This is a genomic window from Halalkalibacter urbisdiaboli (genome assembly GCF_002156385.1).
Classification (GTDB): Bacteria; Bacillota; Bacilli; order Bacillales; family Bacillaceae_D; genus Halalkalibacter_A; species Halalkalibacter_A urbisdiaboli.
This window is the reverse complement of sequence record NZ_MVJM01000002.1, coordinates 201,729-223,138: the sequence shown is the minus strand read 5'-3', so window position 1 is coordinate 223,138 and position 21,410 is coordinate 201,729. Positions and strand designations below refer to the sequence as shown.

Genomic DNA, 21,410 nt, shown 5'->3' with positions numbered 1-21,410 from the left:
TAAACATCGAGGTGACATGGATCTTGATTAATTCAGAATATTTGGATGTGTTTCTTGATGAGAGTCAGGAGCATCTACAAGCGATTAATGATAATTTATTAAAATTAGAACAAGCCCCTGATGACTTATCTATCGTAGGGGAAGTATTTCGCTCTGCCCATACACTAAAAGGTATGGCTGCTACAATGGGATTTGAAGATTTAGCACATTTGACCCATAACATGGAAAATGTGCTCGATATGATTCGAAACCATAAGCTAAATGCAACTTCAGAAGTATTAGATGTTGTTTTCACTGCTGTTGATGACCTTGAGTCAATGGTCACTGATATAGCAGGTGGTGGAAACGGAAAACGCGACGTTTCCGAAGTTGTTGCTCAATTAGAGCGGATTGAAAAAGGGGAATCCCCTGTAAAAACTGTAGAAGAGAGTACTCAACCGCTCCAAGAAAATGAAGTGAGTTCTGTTCATCCGGAGGATCACCTCCAAGAGGATTACGATGAATTTGAACGAACTGTTCTTGAACAGTCATTTGAACAAGGATTTAATGCGTATCAAGTTAAAGTATCTTTAGATGAGCGGGCAATGTTAAAGGCTGCACGAGTATTTATGGTCTTTGAGGTGTTAGAACAGGTTGGGGAGATTATTAAATCTACTCCATCTGCGGAACACTTGGAAGAAGAAAAGTTTGACCAAGACTTCCTTGTTACGATTATCTCTAATGTTGATGGAGAGGAAATTAAACAACGAATTTTAAAAGTTTCAGAGATTACCAATGTTATTGCTCAAAAAATTGATGTATCAATGTTAAAGAAAGTAGAAGCAGAAACGCAAGAGGTAGTAAAAGTTGAAAAAAAGAACGAAACTGTTGCAGCAAATAAGCAGGATAAAGCAACTCCTCCACAAAAAAAATCAGGAAATGAATTAAATAAAACCATTCGTGTAAACATTGAACGCCTCGATGTTTTAATGAATTTATTTGAAGAGCTAGTTATTGATCGTGGCCGTCTTGAGCAAATAGCCAGTGATTTACAAAATAACGAATTAAATGAGACGGTTGAACGGATGTCACGAATTTCAGGTGATTTACAAGAAATCATTTTAAATATGAGAATGATGCCAGTTGAGCAAGTGTTTAATCGTTTCCCACGAATGGTTCGTAGTCTTTCAAAAGATTTAAACAAGAAAGTTAATTTACAAATTCTTGGTGCGGAGACAGAGCTTGATCGAACGATTATTGATGAAATCGGTGATCCTCTTGTGCATTTATTGAGAAATTCCATTGACCACGGCATTGAAACACCTGAAAGACGTCGTGAGTTAGGTAAGCCTGAAGAAGGCACAGTCATCTTAAAGGCCTATCACAGTGGAAACAATGTGTATATCGAAATTGAAGATGATGGTGCAGGGATTGACCGTGAAAAAGTATTGAAAAAAGCAATATCAAACGGTGTTGTTTCAGAAGAAGAAGCAGAAAAGATGAACGATTCGCAAGTGTTTGGTTTACTCTTTGCTTCAGGTTTCAGTACAGCAGAGAAAATTACAGATGTATCTGGACGTGGAGTTGGATTAGATGTAGTTCGTGCTACATTTGAATCCCTAGGTGGAGTCGTAACTGTGAATTCTGAGTTAGGTAAAGGCTCTGTTTTCTCAATTCAATTGCCATTAACGTTATCAATTATTGACGTTATGCTTGTTGAGGTTCGCGAAGAGAAGTATGCGATTCCGCTGTCGTCAATTGTTGAAACAGCAATTGTTAATAAGAAAGAGATTTATAGCGCCCATAATCAAAAAGTGATTGATTTCCGTGGCAAAGTTGTTCCACTCGTCTTCTTAAAAGATATCTTCTCTGTTCCAGGAGAAAGGGAAGAGGAAGAGTTTTATTCGCTTGTCATTATCCATAAGGGAGACAAAGTGGCAGGACTCGTTGTTGATTCATTAATTGGCCAGCATGATATTGTTTTGAAATCACTTGGTAATTACTTAACGAATGTTTTCGCCATCTCAGGTGCGACAATTTTAGGTAATGGACAAGTAGCACTAATTGTTGATACAAATGCATTGATTAAGTAAACAACGGGGAGGCCGAGCACGTTGTCAAATGAAACCGCGATAAAAAAAGACATTAAAGTGATAGTTTTTCAATTGAAAGATCAGGAGTATGCTATCGAGGTTGATTATATTCAATCGATCGAAAGGATGCAGCCTGTGACGAGAATCCCAAGAACATACCCGTTTGTAACAGGCGTTATGAATTTACGTGGTGTCATCACACCGATTATTAATTTGCGTAAGCGATTTGGGATTGAGGATAAAGAATTTGATGAGGCTACTCGCATTCTTGTTCTTTCAAAGGATGACATAGAGATTGGTTTTATCGTTGATGGGGCAAATGACGTCATTGATATTCCAGTCGAAAAAATTGAACCAACGCCTGAAGTGGTTGGTGGAGTGGAAGCTGAATATTTACGAGGTGTCGTAAAATTAGATAATCGATTATTTACTTTATTGAATTTAGAAAAGGTAATTCAAGAATAAACATGGTATGATAATGGAGTAAAAAGGTTGAAGAGGTGATTTCATGGCATCGGTTTTGATTGTAGATGATGCAGCATTTATGCGAATGATGATTAAAGATATCTTATCAAAAAATGGGTTTGAAATTGCAGGTGAAGCAGCAAACGGGGCTGAAGCTGTCGAAAAATATAAAGAACTCAAGCCTGATTTAGTAACAATGGACATTACGATGCCAGAAATGGATGGTATTCAAGCCCTTAAGGAAATTAAGCAAATAGATGGCGGGGCAAAGGTCATTATGTGTTCTGCAATGGGGCAACAATCAATGGTTATTGATGCAATTCAATCAGGAGCTAAGGATTTTATCGTTAAACCTTTTCAAGCAGATCGTGTATTAGAAGCCATCAAAAAGGTGTTAGGACAATAATTTTGGACAATCACTATTCGTTAAACGGATAGTGATTGTTTTTTAAATTTATCTAAAAAGATAAAAATAAGGGTTTGGACGTCTACAACGCGTGTAGAGGTTGAATAGAGTAATACAGAGTTGTTGTATTTTATCATTTGTAGAGGATGGAAAGTACGTTTGTAGAAAATAGTAAAGATGAGCCCGAAAACAAAGGAAAGGGAGACTATCAATGAATGTAAAAATGGCCGATTTACCGGGAATAGGTAAAAAAATATCGTTTCTAACAGCTGAAGGAAGCATGATTTGCCTTATTGTTCATCATACAGGAAAGCGGGAACTCTATTTTTTCAAGGATGCGGATGATGACGAAGCCGACTTCTCAATGGACTTAACTGGGGATGAAACGCGAGAATTAGGTGCTCAGCTACTTGGAGCTGTCTTTCAACCTGTTGATAACGACAAAATGAAGATTTTTAGAAGTCAAATTGTTATGGAATGGGTTGAAATTAAGAAAGAATCTCCAGTTGTAGGTAAAACCTTAGAAGAATCTGAAATTCGTAAACGTACTGGGGTATCAGTAGTTGGGATTTTCAGAAAAGGAGAGGTCATTGCTAGCCCAGAGGCAGATCAGAAACTTGAGGTTGGGGATACAATTATGGCAATTGGAAAAAGTGAACAAATTGATGAATTCGAACGTCTTTGTGAGGGAGAGGCGGTGTAGTCCTTGGAATTTCCGGAAATGCTTAGTGCGGGAATTATTCTCCTTTTATTATTTCTGACAGGATTTCTTGGAATGAGATTTAAAGTACCTGAAGTGATTATTTATATTTTGTTGGGAATTGTCTTAGGTGGATTTCTCACTGATTCACACTTATTGCACTTTGCTGGGGAAATAGGTATCGTCCTTCTATTTTTCTTATTAGGTATGGAATTTCCACTTAAACAATTAGCTACTGTTGCCAAAAAGGTGACACCTGCTGGGACGCTTGATGTAGCTTTAAATTTAGGCATTACGTTTCTCATTTGTTGGTTCATGGGATTGGAGATTGTCATAGCACTCATCATAAGCGGAGTCCTCTATGCAACAAGTTCATCCATTACCGCTAAATTGCTTGAGAGTTCGAAACGAATGGCCAATCCAGAATCGGAATTCATACTAGGATTGTTAATATTTGAAGACCTAGTGGCACCAATACTTGTGGCAATCTTAGTTGGATTAACATCAGGCGATGATGTAACAGCTTCATCAATGGTGTTGTTAATTGGTAAAGTAGTGTTGCTTTCTTTCGGAGCTATCATGATTGGACGTTTCGTATTTAGCCGATTAGGGACATTTTTTGACCGACACATGGAGAAAGATGTATTTGTACTTTTTATTATAGGCTTAGCACTCTCATATGGTGGTCTAGCCTTATGGTTAGATTTGTCAGAGGTACTCGGTGCTTTTTTAGCGGGGATTATTATAGCAGAAGTTCGTCGCTCTCATCAGCTTGAATCTATTATTCTACCTGTTCGTGATTTACTGTTGCCGCTCTTTTTTCTATACTTCGGTACAACGATTTCATTAGAAGAAGGCATACCTTATGTTAGGCTATTACTTGTTTTATTAGTTTGGTCGATTATTGCAAAAATCATTGTTGGGGTGTATGGAGGAAAGTGGTACGGATTATCAAAACGTGTCTCGCTACGTGCTGGTTTAAGTTTAACACAACGGGGAGAGTTTTCAATTATTATTGCAGCTCTTGCTACAGGAGTTTATAAAACATTTAGCAGTGTGTTTATTCTTGCCTCTGCAATGATAGGGATCGTATTATTTCAATTTGCACCAAGAATAGCCAAACTCTTGTATGGTCAAAAGTCGACTAAAGAGAAGGTTAAAATGCCTGGTTGACAAGGTTAGCCGTCTAGTTGAGATAGACGGCTTTTTTCAAACGTGAAAAATCTCATTAAGTAGTTTGTTACTTGCTGTTTTAGATGAGTATTTAGAATCCGATTAACTCCTTCATATCCTCTACACCAGTAAGCATATGTACTAAAGAAACCGTCGCTTTCCTGTTTTTCTATTTTCATTTGATGTAATTTCATATATCGTTTTATTAACGCCATCTCTTTACTAATTTGCTCAAGAGTTTTCCGAACAAGTTCGAGGTATGTACCTTGCAGCTTTAAAGGCGTCTTTTCTAATAAAAATAAATCCTTCTCTAAGGCTTTTCTAGCAATAGATATAATGATATAGTGACGAAGCACAGCTTGCTCTTCTTTAGTCAGCATCAACGGCTTTACTCCTTCCTGCAAAAAAATACGAACATATGTTTGTTATAAGTATACTCTTTTTATGATTAAAAAACAATCATTCAATTGATCGATGGTCCTTGATTATTTTCTTATATTTGGTAAGGATTAAAGCTTACCTGGACATCATTTAAAAGTAGATGAAAAAGAGGGGAGAGAACAATTGAAAAGTCTAATTAAAAAATTTAAGGAATGGAAAGAGACCAATTGTTTATTAAAGGTTGTGAGGGTAGAGCCGAAAGTCGGGAGTACGATAATTTTTTGTAGACTGATTCTTTTTGATGAGCAGAATGGCTCGTTGCTTGTTTATGATGATGATCGCAAAGAAGTCATCCATTTAAAGTTATACGAAATTGACAGTATAGAACGCGCTAATAATGAGTAGAAAATAAGGGGGACCGAAGCGTTAAATAATATCCTGGTCACCCCTTTTATACGGTTACAAGGAAGCCATTTTTACTTTCACCTTACGAATTCTCCTATTTTCGGCCTCAACGACTCTTAGTGTCAAATGTTCATACTGGATTTCTTCACCTGAGGACGGAATGCGTTGAAAGGCTTCAACTAACCAGCCTCCTAGTGTATGATAAGAGGTTTCTGGGATATGAACGTTCGTCACCTTAGCAAAATCATCAATGGAATAATCTGCATTAAATAGATATGTTTCAGGATCGATTTGTCGAACTAATTTAACGGTTTCATCATGCTCATCCCATATCTCGCCGACAATTTCTTCTAAAATATCTTCAAGGGTGATTAATCCAGCTGTTCCACCATATTCATCAATGACAATAGCCATGTGAATTTTATTCTTTTGTAATTCAGGGAGAAGTGACGAAATTTTCATGGATTCTACAACTAGTAATGGTTCTCGTAATAACGGTTGGATGTCAACTTGCTCTTTTTGTATAAGAGCTGTAAGAAAATCACGCTCTGATAAAATCCCAATAATATTGTCAATACTTCCATCGAACACTGGAATACGCGAATATCGTTCTTTAAAAAAAGTTGTTTTTATTTCCTCTATTGACTGGTCAATATCAATGGCGACTATATCGATTCGCGGTTTTAAAATTTCACCAACGATGATGTCATCAAAGTCTAATGAACGATGTACTAGCTCTTTTTCTTTTTTGTTAAGAACCCCTTCCTCTTCACTTAAATCTAACATCACTTTCAATTCATCTTCTGTAAAAGAGGGGATTTGCTCTTTATTTTTTACGAGTAAAGACATGCCTTTTCTTAGTTGTAAAAATAACCAGGTTAAAGGTGAAAGAATCTTAATTAAAAACAGCAATGTTCCGGAAACTTTAAGTGCCATTAACTCCGCATATTCTTTAGCGAATGACTTTGGCATAATCTCTCCAAATATTAGTACAAGAATTGTAACAACAAATGTACTAATAAATACGCCTCGACTCGGCCCGAAGAGCTCTGTCGCAAGCTGGGCTGAAATCGTTGCCGCAGCTATGTTTACAAGGTTATTGCCGACCAAAATTGTAGAAAGAGCCTTATCAAAGTTATCAGTAATATATAGAGCTTTTCTTGCTCCAGGGCGGTCTTCATCTGCATAGCTTTTTAAACGAATCTTATTTACGCTAGAATAAGCCGTTTCAATTGAAGAGAAAAAAGCAGAAAGCAGTAATAACAGAAGAAAAAGGCTTATCATACTTAAAGGAATCGTATCCACGAACTATCACACTCCTAGAGAGGGAGGAAAACGGATCTAATCACCCCACTCGGAATCGCTAATTATATTTTGACCAAATTAATTAAAAATACAATCAAAGTATGGTTTTTGAACTTAGGAAATATGGGGAATATTTTTCATAATAATTGTTATAGAAAAAAAGAACTATAATATTCATATAGCTATTAAGTCAAACACCTAGAATATCATACCCTTTTACCCATATTTAAAATCTTGTCACTTAATAAAAAATTTCAGAAATATATTGGCAATAGTCGTTTGAGTTGCATAAATAGTGGGTATAGAAAAGTAGCGAAACTTTTTTGGGGGGGATATGATGAACAATCAATTTGCAATGGATAACAATGTCATGCGTCAGCTACATGTGATTCGGAGTTTACAGAAACGTACAGAAACAACGGTCCAATCTTTGTATGCGCAAGCTGTTCTGGAATACTCTCTCTATAATTTTAATAAGCAAAAAATCCTTGAAGATATTGATAAGGCGCTTATTCTTAAGGATAAAGAAGCATTTCAGAAGCATTCAACGACCTATAATTCGTGGTTAACGAAGCATAAACAAGGGAAAATTATTTCAGAAAATGGCTTTGAACTGCTACTTACATTTGAATAACATAACAAGGGTGTCTTGATAAATAGAAGCATAAGGACACCCTTCATGAAGCCAGATGTTTTATTGCTTACTTACTGATTGAACGAATAATTCGTTCGGCACCACGCCGTGCTCCGGAAATGTTACGAGCAACTGGTCCTAAGCTGAGTTCAGCGAGAGCTCCCATAACGTAAAGATTTGGGGCCCATTCAAGGGTAGCATCATTTAATATCGGATAACCACAAGTGTGACAGTGTAAGAAAGCTGCGTTTTCCTCGTTTATCAACCAATTCATTCCGGGAGCACTCGTATGAAATCCCGTTGCCAAACGAATCGATTTTCCTTCCCAGGATTCACCGTCAGAAAAGACCAAAGTGATAAGCTGATTGTTAAAGGAAGTGGATTGCACTTCTGCTGTTTTTATTACCAGGCGCTGTTCAGATTCTGCTTTACGAAGGCGCACTCGTACTTCACCTGGCATAGAGCCGCGATGCCTTGCCTCTGAAATGAACTGACGCCGCTTTTGATAAGCTGCTTTTAAAAAAAGCCTCATCTTTTTTGGTCCAAGCCAAGCGGGGTCTGAGTCAAATTGAAATACTTGCAATGGATGACGAGTAAGCAGCGTTACCTTGCCTGGGTTGCTTTCGGTATATAATAATGCTGAGTGGGCAGCACTAATCCCTCCACCTGCAATTAAAAGTGGGGCAGAAGGGTTGGAATCCAAGTCTTCAAATTGATGTTTTATATTAGCCCCCTTCATTTTTAATTCCTCCGCCCACGCAGGCCAAACTGGTTGCTCTGAAAGCCCTATCGCAAGTACAACATGTTTCGTAAGGATTTTCCGACTCGATAATTTAATCTCCCAACCGTTTACCTTTTTTTCTATACCTTGAACTCGATCCTGTATCCAGGAATCCGCTACATGTAACGTTTCGAATAAATGCTCACAATGCATATTAAAAAGAGATAAGCTTGGGCGGCTATATGGCTGAACAAATGAAGTTTCATTTTTACCTCTTTTTGATTTCTCAAAAATTTCTAGGGCAAATGGGTTTGGATCTAAATGGTGAATAGATGGGGAACGTAAATAGGTCATGCCGATATTTGATGTACATCTTTTCCACATCGAAAGGGGATGCTGGTGAGGATCAATAATGGCAAGTTCACTTGTCTTTATATTCAACTTTTTTTGTAAATACGCTACCAAAGTCATTCCTTGTATTCCGCCACCGATAATCGTCCAATTAAACATTTATGTACCTCCTGAGTAACAAAGCGAAATCATTACGTTTTGTAAATTATACTCGAAAGATGTTTTTCATGCAATCAGCTAGAAATTTAAGAGGGACTATTAAAGGGAAAGGTGGGTTCATGGTCTGTAGTTCTTAAGGCTTGTTATAATGTTTTATTAAGACTGAAATGGTTGACAGGAAAGCTAACGTAGCTTTTCGACAATAGAAAAAGACTTCCGATATGGGAAGTCAAATCTTATACTAAATCATAGGCATTTAATAGAATGGGTTCTTTTTGAATATAGACCGTATAAATATAGTACAATGCCTCATGTTCGTTTTGTATATCTTGAATGATTTCTTCGTACGTCATTGATAAAAACCGATCTTGTTTTACCAATTTTTTAACTTTTTCCGGCTGAAAGCTCATCTCCGCAAGCCTCCTCGTAAAAACGTTTTCAATTTATTATATGGACCTCTATATAAGAAGGTTCATCATTTATTTTTTTATTTCCACGGAAATAGTTGCTTTTTGTAGATTATTGCGTAGTTAGTAGATATTAACAACTTACTGTCGGATGAAAGCATAGACAAGCTTATAATCAGAAGATACAATTAGAATATAGGACTATAATCTTGGATAAAAAGTCTAAAAATTCGGACTAATGGGGTGATGGGCTTGCCAAAAAGCATTCTTTCACGAGGGAAAACGATTGAAGAGGCGGTGCAGTTAGCATTGAATCTTCTTGGTGCCACTCAGGAGCAAGTAGAAGTTGAAGTAATTGAAAATAGTGGCAAGAGAATGTTTGGTTTGGGAGTAAAACCAGCTCTTGTTCGAGTTACACGAACGAAAATGGATGTTGATGAAGCAATTACAGCCGTCATTCAAGATTTTGAAGACGAGTTAATCGATATTATTGTCGACGAAGACGAGACTTCAACGATGAAGTTGGCAGATGTGAAAAAAAATGATTTAGCTGGACTTGCTTGGGTTAAGCATGGTGAAATATATTGTCAAAATAAAGAGTCACATTATCCTGTTATAGAAATAGGCGCTCATATGAAGGTCTACCGAAATGATATTGAAGTTACAGACCGTTGCATCGTTAAAGAAGATGATAAAATGGTCATCGAGCTTGATGAAGAAAGAGAGGAAACGGTTTGGTCCATTGAATTAGATCGTCATCATCGTTTTGCAACTCTACATGTGAAGCCTGGTTTTTATCGTCAATACCAATTAAAAGATCATCCACCTGCAACGAAGATAAAGCTAGAGACAGAGAGTCAAAGCTTTCCACTTTTACAATTGAAAAAAAATGATATTTTAGCCAAATTAGATGATTTAAATGTAACTTATGGAATAGATCAAGAGTTAATTGAAAGAGCATGTGCCTCCCTTGAAGAAGGGCATTATCAAATTGTTACAGGGAAGGAACCTGAAAAGGGTGAGCATGGCAAGGTATCTTTTCTTGTAGAGGTCGATGAAAAGAATTTAAAGCCGTTGGAACGTTCAGACGGCAGTGTAGATTTTCGTGAGACTAATTTTATCCCAACAATTGATGAAGGAACGGTTTTTGCTATTATTGAACCCCCTTTAAAAGGAAAGGATGGCAAAAGTATTTTAGGAGAGGTTCTTCCTGCTCAAGAAGCTGTTCCTATTATCGTGAGAACAGGTAAAGGTGCAATGTATCTTGAAGAAGATCATAAATTAATTGCCACTGTTTCAGGAAGACCTGAGGTTAAGCGGCAAGGTCGAATGATTAGGGCATCTGTCCTCCCGAAGTTTATTCATTCAGGGGATGTTAATATTGGAACTGGGAATATTCATTTTAGCGGAGACGTTGAAGTATTAGGAAATGTAGAAGAGAATATGCTCATTGATACAGATGGTGATGTCTGGATTAAAAAAAATGTAATGAATGCTAAAATCCAGTCGGGGAATTCGATTAAGATTGAGCAAAATGCTATTAATAGTAAACTTGAAGCAGGAAAAAGTAATATGATTGTTGCCAAATTAGGGCATAAGCTCGGAATGATTCAACAGGAGTTAATCATGATAACAAGTGCAATTAAACAAATTTACCAAGTAAATGCGTTTAAAAATGAAGAAACTAGTGATCCTGGACTTAGCTCAGTATTAAAAATATTGTTAGAGCAGAAGTTTAACAGCTTTAATCATCTTATTAAAGAGTTTGTGGAACAGGTGAAGAAACATCGCTCCTTATTAGATGATGAATGGGTAGGGCTATCGAACCGGTTCCGCTCAGGCTTTCTTTTGCTTCCTCCCGAAGGCTTCCGAGATATCGCTGACCTAGAAAAAATGAACCGTTTCGTGAAGCATGTATATGAAATAAGTATTTTACCACCTGAGCCTAATGCGAGTATTACGTGTTCTTACGCCTTAAACAGTGAAATATATTGTAGCGGAAATATTATGATTAAAGGAAAAGGGGCATATAACTCAAAGATTCATGCGGGTGGTGTATTAGAAATTGACGGTGTTTTCGTGACTGGAGACGCTTATGCTGGCCTCGGGGCTAAAATTAAAGTTACTGGCTCTAAAGCAGGGGTGAAAACAAAAATTCAAGTACCAGCAGACCAAGTGATTGAAATTGAGACGGCAATGGGGGATACGATTATTCAAATAGGGAATCGTAGCCATACTTTTGCCAAGGAAACTCATTATATAAAAGCTCGCTTAACAAAGGAGCATAAATTGCTTTTACATTAATACAATATAGGATAAGAGCGTTATGATTCTATCACTTAACTATCCTCATGCTGAGTAAAGAAACGCTTACTCAGCATGAAAGTAAAAAAATGATTGACTATAGTGGGAATTTTCCGTAAAATTCTCATAAACTAATAATACTGACTAGTCGGTTTTAACTATTCTTTCAGTGTATTGTTTAAGATAAGGGAGAGAACTACATGTCCAAGAAATCTACAAAAGAAAGAATCATTGAAAGCGCTCTCCTTCTTTTTGAAGAGAATGGTTTTCATGCAGTAACGGTTGATAAAATTGTTCAAGCGAGTGGGACATCAAAGGGTGGATTTTATCATAATTTCAAATCAAAGGATGAGCTACTTTACACGATCCATGATTCTTTTATAAACTATATCTTAGATAAAGCACAGGATGCTTATGAAAGGTATGAAAGTCCTGCTGAACGACTCTTTGAAGTAATTAAATCTTTTGTGATGATGTTTGAACTCTTCAGACCTCATGTTACTGTCTTTTATCAGGAGTCTTTGTATTTAAGTGAAGAATATTTTCATACGATAAAAATTAAGCGCCGACGTTATAAGGAAATTATGTTTCGGATTATTGAAGAAGGCGTTCTTTCTGGAGAGTTTCGAAAAGAAATTCCAATCCCAATTACATCAATGGCTATCTTTGGTATGACAAACTGGACGTATAAATGGTATAAAGATACCGGGAAATATTCTATTCAGGAAATTGCTCTTATATATGCTGATATTGTGATGCATGCAGTATTAACAAAAGAGGCATTACTTAAAGAAGAGTATCAAAAGTTTTTCTTACAGGAAAAAGTTGATTCATAAACAAATGGGGAGCTTGACAATAAGTCAAGTTATCCTCATCCCTATAAACAACCTCTTACAAACCACACTAATGAAAGCGTTATCAAATCATCTTCTGCCTATTCTTGCATTCTATTACCCTACTTTTAACCCTATTCTTAATTCAATAAATAGATTCACCATTGATTTGTTTCAAAGAATATAAGTTGGCCTCATTTTCATACATTTTATATGTAAAGAGAGGAGTACATTTATGGATATCTTTGATCACATTAATCAAATGGAAGTTCGTCGTGAACAGTTAAAACTAGGAGGTGGGCCAGACCGCATCCAAAATCAATATGAACGAGGAAAACATACGGCAAGAGAGCGTATTGATCTGCTAGTAGATGAAGGGAGCTTTGTTGAATTAAACCCGTTTATGGAAGGTTTAAAAGCTTCTGCTCCTGGCGAGGGAGTTGTGACAGGTTATGGGAAAATTGCTGGAAAGAGAATTTTTTTATATGCCCAGGATTTTACCGTTTTTGGAGGTGCGCTAGGGGAGGTTCATGCTAAAAAAATTGTTCATGTTATGAATTTGGCATTAAATACAAGAGCCCCCATCATTGGTCTTAGTGATTCAGGAGGGGCGAGAATTCAGGAAGGGGTCCTTTCTCTTGATGGTTACGGTCAGATTTTTTATCTAAATGCAATAGCTTCGGGTGTTATTCCACAAATCTCCGTTATTATGGGGCCGTGTGCAGGAGGGGCCGTTTATTCACCTGCGTTAACCGATTTTGTTTTCATGGTTGAACAAACAAGTCAGATGTATATTACAGGTCCAAAAGTGATCGAAAGCGTTACTGGGGAAAAAATCAACAGCGAACAGCTTGGTGGAGCAGAGGTCCACGCCTCAATTAGCGGGAATGCCCATTTTTTAGGAGCGTCTGAGAACAGTGTGTTAAAAGAGGTGCGTCGTCTAGTAAAATTTCTTCCTTCGAACTCTGAAGAGAAGGCATCTAAGGTAGGGCCGATGGAGGTAAAGGAAAGAGAGGAGCGGGTACATGAGTTACTTGATATTGTCCCGGAGGATGGGACAAAAATATATGATGTTCGTGATGTAATTATCAAAGTCGTTGATGATAAGGAGTTTATGGAGGTTCATTCGAAGTTTGCGAAAAATATTGTCGTTGGCTTTGGGAGAATGGAAGGAGAAACAGTTGGTTTTGTAGCAAATAATCCAAAAACATTAGCAGGAGGACTAGATATCCATTCCTCAGATAAATGTGCACGGTTTATTAGATTTTGTGATTGCTTTAATATACCGATCGTAACATTTGAGGATGTTAGTGGCTTCATTCCTGGTGTACAGCAGGAGCATAATGGGATTATCCGTCATGGTGCGAAAATCCTTTATGCATACTCGGAAGCAACTGTTCCGAAGATTACGGTTATTTTGCGGAAGGCATTTGGCGGTGCATATGTCGCATTAAATTCAAAAGCAATTGGCGCAGATTTAGTATATGCATGGCCACAAGCTGAGATTGCCGTTATGGGACCCGAAGGAGCAGCTACCATTATTTACGCAAAGGAACTAGCTAGTAGTAAGCACCCTGAAAAGGTAAGAGCTCAGAAGGTTGCAGAATATCGTAGCCGTTTTGCAAATCCATATATTGCAGCAGCTAATGGTATGGTCGACGACATTATAGATCCTAGAGATACGAGAAAAGCACTTATCGATGCGTTAGACATCCTCCGTTTTAAAAAGAAACAGCTACCACCAAAAAAACATGGGAATATGCCACTTTAATCCATGACAGTAGGAAGGGGGGAGCGGTACTTTACCGCGTCAAAATGGAAAAACCGAGGCAACGCCTTTTGACATTTTGTGAGTTTCCAGTCCCGACTTTTGAAGAGTGGCAGCAAGAAGCTTTGAAATCATTAGACGGGAATAGCATCGAGACATTATTGACAAAAAAGGCCGGAGGATTAGTGATTCAACCGCTTTATCAAAAACGATTTCAACAGCTGAATGAACAAATCCCTGGAGTGTATCCTTTTTTACGGGGAACGGATTCGAGGCGAAATCAATGGTTGATTAGTCAGAAGCTAAGTGCTAACTCGGCGAATAAAATAAATAAATTAGCTAAAAAATCATTCGGAAAGGGGCAGGATGTATATCATATAGATCCTTTAAAAAAGAATGTCATCAATCATATAAGGGACGTCCGAGAATTGTTTCGAGACATTCCATTAACAGCGAAGCCAATTCATTTCAACACGAGAGAGAAATTCTTACCGATTCTTGCTGCGATGATGTCGGTGGCTAAGGAAAGAGGAGAATCTATTAGTGCATTAAAAGGGATTGTTGCACAAGATCCTCTTCAGCAATTGGTGGAAATTGGGGTGGTAGACCGTTCATTTCCCATGCTTTATGATGAAATGGCAAAGGGGGTAAAGTGGGCATTAGAGCAAATACCACAAGTTAAAACCGTCCTAGTCCATAGTCATATCTATCACAACGGTGGTGCATCTCCTGTTGATGAGATTGCCTTTTCATTAGCTACTGGTGTTGAGTATGTGGCTGAGCTGATAAAGCGAGGTGTCACAGCAACTGATGCTGGTCGTTCCATTGTGTTTTCTATACCGGTAGGGACTGATTTTTTTGCAGAAATTGCCAAATTTCGTAGTGTTAGAGTACTTTGGGCAGCAATCATGAAGGAATTCGGAGCGACAGAAGAAGGACAAAAAATATTTATTCACGCAGAAGCGTCTAGTTTTACCCAAATGATGTCCGATCCCTATCTCAATATACTAAGGGGAACAACAGAGGCCTTTGCTGCTTTACTGGGTGGATCTAATAGTATTCATATTGAACCATTTGATAAAAAAGTGAAGAAAAAGACTAATTTTTCACAACGAATTGCTCGAAATACGTTATTAATATTGAGAGAAGAAGCACAATTTGGTCACGTCGTTGATCCGATAGGAGGGGCATGGTTTGTAGAAAGGTTAACAGAAGATATGGCGAGAGCTGCGTGGAGGCGATTTCAGAGCATTGAAAAGGAAGGGGGAATGTCAACTGCGCTCAAAAAAGGAATTCCGCAAGCATGGGTTGATGAAGAGTGGAAAAAAAAGCAGGCAGACATAGAACACCTTCGGCAAATTATCATTGGAACGAATCGGTATGTTACCGAAACAGAGCGAGAAGCTCATAGGCAGACGAATGCTCAAGTAGAGGAGCCAACATTGAATGTGGAGTTTCATGAAAGCATTGAAACATTCAATGAAGTGGAAGAAGCAGTCGAAAAGGGTATATACTTTTCAAAGCTTACGAAGTTATTACGACATTCTAGCTGTCAAACAACGATTACCCCGATCGCTTCTCGAAGTTGGGGACAGTCCTTTGATAGACTAATTGAGAAAAGTAGAACCTACGAAAAGAAAAACGGGAAGAAGCCACATGCTTCACTCCTCTTACTTGATGAAAAAGCTGAAATACAAAGTCGGTATGAATTTGTCCATGATTTACTGAGTGCAGGTGGATTTGAGGTTGTCATCAATCATAAGCATTCAGCTACTTTTATGCAGATGTCCAGCCACGTTTTAATTATATTGTGTGGTAAGAATGAAAGCTATAAATCATTTATAAAGGAAATGAAAGAAGCTTCACCATTGACTAAAGGTCGTAAAATCTATGTCACTGGTGCAACTGGCTCGTTAGTCAACCAATTAAAAGTAGTAGGGATTCAAGAGTCTATAACAAAATACTCCAATGCTGTTCAGTTATTATCGGAAATGCTCGAGTGGATTGAGGAGGGTAGTGATGAACGTACCTGATTTTTCAACAATTGCTTTTCCAAACCTAAAACAGCTTCAGACTCATTCTGTACATCCAAAAACGTATTACACTTGCAATGATATCACAGACTTAAAACATTTAGATTATCTTTCAGGAATGGTACCATTTTTTCGAGGTCCTTATCCTGCAATGTATAAACGAAAACCATGGACGATTAGGCAATATGCTGGCTTTTCGACTGCAGAAGAAAGTAACGCATTTTTTCTGCAGAATCTTGCTTCTGGGCAAAAAGGATTATCCATTGCTTTTGACTTAGCAACACATCGCGGCTATGACTCTGATCATCCACGTGTAGAAGCCGACGTAGGGAAAGCAGGAGTTGCTATTGATTCAGTTGAAGACATGAAGCGATTATTTGAGGGGATTCCATTAGATAAAATGTCGGTATCAATGACAATGAATGGAGCAGTCTTACCAATTATGGCCTTTTATATTGTGGCAGCAGAGGAGCAAGGGGTAAAAAGGGAACAGCTTCAGGGGACAATTCAAAATGATATATTAAAAGAGTATATCGTTCGAAATACGTATATTTACCCTCCTAAGGCATCGTTAAAACTGATAGCTGATATATTTAGATTTACATCAAAACAAATGCCGAAATTTAATTGTATTAGTGTTTCAGGCTATCATCTGCATGAAGCTGGTGCTACAGCGGACCTTGAATTAGCCTACACATTGGCAAATGGGCTGGAATATGTAAAAACCGGGCTTGATGCTGGGTTAGACATCGATTCGTTTGCACCTCGAATGTCATTTTTTTGGGCAATTGGAATGAATCATTTTATGGAGGTTGCAAAACTGCGTGCTGCTCGCCTTATGTGGGCTAGGCTAATGAAAGATTTTAACCCGAAAAACGATAAAAGTCTTGCTTTACGTACTCATTCACAAACGTCAGGCTGGAGTTTAAGTGCTCATGATCCGTTTAATAATGTTATCCGAACATGTATTGAAGCAATGGCAGCAGCATTTGGCCAAACGCAATCACTGCATACAAACGCTCTTGATGAAGCAATGGCACTGCCTTCCGATTTCTCTGCAAGAATTGCTAGGAATACGCAGTTATTCTTACAGCATGAAACGGGAATAACCGATGTTGTTGATCCTTTAGGAGGCTCCTATTATCTAGAAGTGTTAACCGAGCAATTAATTGAAAAGGCAGCTGGACATCTTGAGGAAATTGAGGCACTAGGTGGGATGGCAAAGGCTGTAGAGCTTGGACTACCGAAACGACGCATTGAAGAAGCTGCCGCAAGAAGACAGGCTCAGATTGATTCAACACGAGAAAGAATAGTTGGAGTAAACTGTTACCAGCATGAAAGTGAAGAAGAACCGTTGGACATTTTACAAATTCATCCAACCAAAGTAAAGGAAGCACAAATCACACGTTTGCAGCAGCTTAAAGAGAGGCGAGACTTTAAAAAAGTAGAGTCAGCATTATTAACACTCACAAATGCTGCAGAACAAAATAAAGGAAACTTACTTGATTATGCTATAGAAGCAGCAAGATGTCGTGCTACACTAGGTGAAATTACTACTGCCTACGAGAAAGTGGTTGGTCGTTTTAAGGCTAATAATCAATCGATAATGGGGGTTTACTCATCGGAATTTAAGGAACAGCTGGCGATTAAAAGCATTAAACAATTAACTCAGTCATTTACTGAACAGGAAGGTCGACGTCCAAGAATAATGATTGCAAAGTTAGGTCAGGATGGGCATGATCGTGGGGCAAAGGTAGTTGCTACGGCGTTTGCTGATTTCGGTTTTGATGTAGATATTGGCCCATTGTTTCAAACGCCTAAAGAAGCTGTATTACAAGCGGTTGAAAACGATGTCCATATATTAGGGATCAGCTCGTTAGCGGCAGGACATAAAACCTTGCTTCCACAAGTGATAGGTGAACTGAAAAATAGCGGGAGGGAAGATATCCTTGTAGTTGTTGGCGGTGTTATTCCGAAACAGGACTATACTTGGCTGCATGAACATGGCGCAAGCGCTATTTTTGGACCGGGAACGGTCATTCCTGATGCCGCCAAAACTATTTTAGAAGAACTAGGAAAAAGGTTGTTCTAAGAGTAATAACGAATAAATAGAAAAATTATTAGCAGTGAGAAAGATTTCTCCTTTTCTTAAAAAAGTGGGAGGATGAATGATGGAGTATCCTCGTCGAAAACAGCTGACAGTAGACGATTATGTTCAAGGTGTTTTAAATAAAGAGCGTGTAATTTTGGCACAAGCGATTACCTTAATTGAAAGTGGCGCGGCACATCATCGCATGATAGCTGAGCACGTTTTATCGGAACTTATGCCTTATACAGGTCAATCAATTCGTATTGGGATAACAGGGGCGCCAGGTGTTGGAAAAAGCTCACTAATTGAAAGGCTAGGACTTTATTTATGTGAAAAAGGCTATAAGGTAGCCGTTCTAGCAATAGACCCATCTAGCACGGTTAACTATGGAAGTATCCTTGGAGATAAAACAAGAATGGAAGAACTTGTGAAGCACCCAAATTCTTATATTCGACCGACTGCATCACGAGGAGCTTTAGGCGGAGTTGCAAGAAAAACGAGAGAATCAATGTATGTATGCGAGGCAGCTGGTTATCAAATCGTCATAATCGAAACAGTTGGGGTCGGTCAAAGTGAAGTAATGGTTGAGGCGTTGGTTGACTTTTTAATTCTACTAATGATAACTGGAGCTGGTGATGATCTACAGAACTTAAAGAAGGGGATTATAGAATTAGCCGACATGGTAGCTGTCACTAAGGCTGATGGTGAAAATATAGAAAGAGCGGTACAATTGACAGAGCATGTAAACGAAACGCTAAAGCTATCGATAAGTAAAGGGAAAAATGCGAAAGCACTTGCTGTTTCTGCATTAACTGGTGAAGGAATCACGGAGCTTTGGGATACGATAAAACATAATATTGAGAGCCTAAAACGAACAAATCAGTTCGCTTCTAAACGGAAAGAACAATGGATTAAATGGTTAAATGAATTAATAGAAATAGAGTTACTTTCACGATTTTACGAAGATGAGAAAGTAAAAAAACTACTGCCTAACGCTTATAACGATATAAAATCGGAAAAAAAGACAGTAATAGAGGCTGCCAGTACATTACTGAAAGAGTATGAACGACGACAACAAGGCGAATGATAGGAGGGCACTGAAAAAGGGGGCTTTTCCCTTTTTCAATTGCTTCAATGATAGAGCTTATTTTCACATTCTCTTGTAGATAGTTGTCTTTTATGTAGGTGACCGGGATGAGGTTTTTCGCCTTTTTGTTCACCTACTTTTCTTTTATTGACAGTAATCAGATATTCCCTTACACTTAATTGAGAATGAATATCGTTTTCTGTTTAGGTTGAGACAAAAGGTAAAATAGGAGGATGTTAAAGGTGCAACAAACTATCTCTGTTCAATCATTGTCACTTGGTTATGGGGAATCATTAATAATTAAGGAACTAGACTTAGACATTCCAAAAGGTGAGATCACTGTTTTTGTCGGTGCAAATGGATGTGGAAAGTCAACGTTATTACGTTCAGTTGCTCGCCTCTTAAAACCAGTCTCTGGTGCAGTTTTATTAGAAGGAAAAGAAATTTCAAGTATGAATTCAAGAACAATGGCAAAAAAACTTGCGATTTTACCACAGTCACCAGTATCTCCGGAAGGGCTAACCGTTCATCAGCTTGTGAAGCACGGACGTTATCCGCATCAATCTTGGCTAAAGCAGTGGTCGAGAGAAGATGAAAAAAAAGTGAATCAAGCTATTCAATCTACAGGACTAGCAGATTTGCAAAATCATCCTGTTAATCAATTATCTGGCGGACAGCGTCAGCGGGCATGGATTGCGATGACGTTAGCACAAGATACGGATGTATTGCTTTTAGATGAGCCAACCACATATTTAGATATGACTCATCAGATTGAAATATTAGATTTATTGTTTGAATTAAACGACCAAGAGCAACGGACGATAGTAATGGTATTACATGATTTAAACCTAGCTTGTCGATATGCTCATAACATTGTTGCGATTAAAGATGGAAAGGTGTTTGCACAAGGGAAGCCTGAGGAGGTTATCAATTGTAATATGGTAAAAGATGTGTTTGATATGGAATGTCAGGTGTCCACCGACCCACTTTTTGGCACACCACTTTGTATTCCTCATGGAAAAGGGCGCTGTTTAATAACAAAGCGAGAGGCTTTAACGGTTGGTTAAATAGAAGGGTGCTTCCGAGGAGTTCTTTGTCCTTGAAAGCACCCTTTATTCGACCACTTATAAATGCTCGTATTATTTTAAATTTTTACAAGTAAATCCTTGTCTTTTTACCATATCTGCAATGGAGTTATAATAAGGCTTTTCATAAAAGCTAGAAATGCGCTCAGACCAGGAAGCTGCTTGCCCCGTTTTCTCCTTCGTGTATGTAGTCATCGTTTGATCATATTCAGTGAGAAGCGCTCCCACGTTCTGCTGATAGCTCTCTTGATGGTGAATCAATTCTTTTGGCATACGTGGCTTTTGACCAGGATCATGCTCAGGATATCCGAGGCAAAGTCCAGCAATAGGAATCACGTATTTGGGCAGGTTAAGCAGCTCAATTACTTCTAGTGGATTACGACGAATCCCACCAATTGGAACCGTACCTAGACCGAAGGATTCCGCTGCAGTGATGGCATTGGCCATTGCGAGACCTACGTCAGTTGCCCCAACTAAAAGCGCATCAATATCCTCTAATGCTTGAAGCTGTTTTCCTTGAGTTTCACCAGCAAGAGAGGCTCTATAAAAGTCTGCACAAAAAACGAGAAACACAGGAGCTTGTGCAACATGTGCTTGGTTACCGACAAGCTCGGTTAATTTTGCTTTTTTGTCCTCCTCTTTAACAGATATGATTGTTACTTGCTGGCCGTGGATCCAGGAAGGAGCCCATTGTGCAGATTCGATAATCGCATCTAATTCGTTATGTGATACTGGCTTATTTTGATAAGCACGGTAAGAGCGGTGTTGTTTGATTGTACGAATTGTTTCATTCATATTATAACACTCCCTTCATCATGAACATTAAAACATAGAAATGCTAATATCCCAAATCATTTGAATTCAAACTAAAAAGGATAGAACTGGTTTCATAACCGGTTCTATCCTGAAGGCACTGAAAAAGGTAAAAACCAGATGCCACTGAAAAATTACTTCTTGTAACTCAAAGAAGAAGTAATGGCTTCGCACGTTGCACGCCTTGCTACGAAAAAACCACTCGTAGCAAGGCGTGCA

Annotated in this window: 19 protein-coding genes; 14 read left to right on the top strand and 5 right to left on the bottom strand. The window is 38.3% G+C overall.

The window, feature by feature from the left end:
* The first annotated feature begins 23 nt into the window (after positions 1-23).
* From B1R93_RS08970 to B1R93_RS08950, 5 genes are all read left to right on the top strand, one after another.
* Positions 24-2,072, top strand: coding sequence for a chemotaxis protein CheA (locus B1R93_RS08970; protein ID WP_088103644.1), 2,049 nt, complete (start codon positions 24-26; stop codon positions 2,070-2,072).
* Positions 2,073-2,093: 21 nt separating this feature from the next.
* Positions 2,094-2,537 carry a chemotaxis protein CheW gene (locus B1R93_RS08965; protein WP_088103643.1) on the top strand — a complete coding sequence of 148 codons (444 nt, stop codon included), beginning with the start codon at positions 2,094-2,096 and terminating at the stop codon, positions 2,535-2,537.
* A gap of 43 nt (positions 2,538-2,580) precedes the next feature.
* Positions 2,581-2,943 (top strand): chemotaxis protein CheY, encoded by a 363-nt coding sequence (cheY, locus tag B1R93_RS08960; protein ID WP_088103642.1) that lies wholly within the window; start codon positions 2,581-2,583, stop codon positions 2,941-2,943.
* A 211-nt stretch (positions 2,944-3,154) separates the two neighbouring features.
* On the top strand, positions 3,155-3,646 hold the full coding sequence (locus B1R93_RS08955) for a cation:proton antiporter regulatory subunit (protein WP_088103641.1): 492 nt from the start codon (positions 3,155-3,157) through the stop codon (positions 3,644-3,646).
* Positions 3,647-3,649: 3 nt separating this feature from the next.
* Complete coding sequence (locus B1R93_RS08950) at positions 3,650-4,816, top strand: cation:proton antiporter (protein ID WP_207634142.1); 1,167 nt, start codon at positions 3,650-3,652, stop codon at positions 4,814-4,816.
* A gap of 5 nt (positions 4,817-4,821) precedes the next feature.
* Here B1R93_RS08950 and B1R93_RS08945 read toward each other — a convergent pair whose 3' ends face one another.
* Positions 4,822-5,196: a YhjD family protein gene (locus B1R93_RS08945; RefSeq protein WP_088103640.1), complete on the bottom strand. Its 375-nt coding sequence runs from the start codon at positions 5,194-5,196 to the stop codon at positions 4,822-4,824.
* Between the two features lie 184 nt (positions 5,197-5,380).
* Here B1R93_RS08945 and B1R93_RS08940 point away from each other — a divergent pair, with 184 nt between their 5' ends.
* Positions 5,381-5,602: a hypothetical protein gene (locus B1R93_RS08940; protein ID WP_088103639.1), complete on the top strand. Its 222-nt coding sequence runs from the start codon at positions 5,381-5,383 to the stop codon at positions 5,600-5,602.
* Positions 5,603-5,656: 54 nt separating this feature from the next.
* Here the strand turns inward: B1R93_RS08940 and B1R93_RS08935 are convergent, their stop codons facing one another.
* Positions 5,657-6,907, bottom strand: coding sequence for a hemolysin family protein (locus B1R93_RS08935; RefSeq protein WP_088103638.1), 1,251 nt, complete (start codon positions 6,905-6,907; stop codon positions 5,657-5,659).
* A gap of 337 nt (positions 6,908-7,244) precedes the next feature.
* Here B1R93_RS08935 and B1R93_RS08930 point away from each other — a divergent pair, with 337 nt between their 5' ends.
* Positions 7,245-7,541 carry an IDEAL domain-containing protein gene (locus tag B1R93_RS08930; RefSeq protein ID WP_088103637.1) on the top strand — a complete coding sequence of 99 codons (297 nt, stop codon included), beginning with the start codon at positions 7,245-7,247 and terminating at the stop codon, positions 7,539-7,541.
* Between the two features lie 67 nt (positions 7,542-7,608).
* On the opposite strand, the gene B1R93_RS08925 is transcribed toward B1R93_RS08930, so the two are convergent.
* Both B1R93_RS08925 and B1R93_RS22985 read right to left on the bottom strand, forming a co-directional pair.
* Entirely contained in the window at positions 7,609-8,772 is a 1,164-nt protein-coding gene (locus B1R93_RS08925; protein ID WP_088103636.1) for an FAD/NAD(P)-binding protein, read from the bottom strand.
* A 236-nt stretch (positions 8,773-9,008) separates the two neighbouring features.
* Positions 9,009-9,182 (bottom strand): hypothetical protein, encoded by a 174-nt coding sequence (locus B1R93_RS22985; RefSeq protein ID WP_165763782.1) that lies wholly within the window; start codon positions 9,180-9,182, stop codon positions 9,009-9,011.
* 249 nt (positions 9,183-9,431) lie between these two features.
* On the opposite strand from B1R93_RS22985, the gene B1R93_RS08920 reads away from it, so the two are divergent.
* The 7 genes from B1R93_RS08920 (at position 9,432) to B1R93_RS08890 (ending at position 20,360) form a co-directional block, all read left to right on the top strand.
* Positions 9,432-11,483: a flagellar assembly protein A gene (locus B1R93_RS08920; RefSeq protein WP_165763781.1), complete on the top strand. Its 2,052-nt coding sequence runs from the start codon at positions 9,432-9,434 to the stop codon at positions 11,481-11,483.
* 200 nt (positions 11,484-11,683) lie between these two features.
* Positions 11,684-12,319, top strand: a complete 636-nt coding sequence (locus B1R93_RS08915) for a TetR/AcrR family transcriptional regulator (protein WP_088103634.1) — start codon at positions 11,684-11,686, stop codon at positions 12,317-12,319.
* A 232-nt stretch (positions 12,320-12,551) separates the two neighbouring features.
* Positions 12,552-14,087: an acyl-CoA carboxylase subunit beta gene (locus B1R93_RS08910; protein ID WP_088103633.1), complete on the top strand. Its 1,536-nt coding sequence runs from the start codon at positions 12,552-12,554 to the stop codon at positions 14,085-14,087.
* 68 nt (positions 14,088-14,155) lie between these two features.
* Positions 14,156-16,117: a methylmalonyl-CoA mutase family protein gene (locus B1R93_RS08905; protein WP_165763780.1), complete on the top strand. Its 1,962-nt coding sequence runs from the start codon at positions 14,156-14,158 to the stop codon at positions 16,115-16,117.
* Complete coding sequence (gene scpA, locus B1R93_RS08900; RefSeq protein ID WP_088103631.1) at positions 16,104-18,209, top strand: methylmalonyl-CoA mutase; 2,106 nt, start codon at positions 16,104-16,106, stop codon at positions 18,207-18,209. The genes B1R93_RS08905 and scpA overlap by 14 nt, the downstream gene beginning before the upstream one ends.
* A gap of 79 nt (positions 18,210-18,288) precedes the next feature.
* Positions 18,289-19,293 (top strand): methylmalonyl Co-A mutase-associated GTPase MeaB, encoded by a 1,005-nt coding sequence (gene meaB, locus B1R93_RS08895; protein ID WP_165763779.1) that lies wholly within the window; start codon positions 18,289-18,291, stop codon positions 19,291-19,293.
* A gap of 242 nt (positions 19,294-19,535) precedes the next feature.
* Complete coding sequence (locus tag B1R93_RS08890; protein WP_245308248.1) at positions 19,536-20,360, top strand: ABC transporter ATP-binding protein; 825 nt, start codon at positions 19,536-19,538, stop codon at positions 20,358-20,360.
* 72 nt (positions 20,361-20,432) lie between these two features.
* Here B1R93_RS08890 and nfsA read toward each other — a convergent pair whose 3' ends face one another.
* On the bottom strand, positions 20,433-21,173 hold the full coding sequence (gene nfsA / locus B1R93_RS08885) for an oxygen-insensitive NADPH nitroreductase (protein ID WP_088103628.1): 741 nt from the start codon (positions 21,171-21,173) through the stop codon (positions 20,433-20,435).
* Positions 21,174-21,410 lie beyond the last annotated feature (237 nt).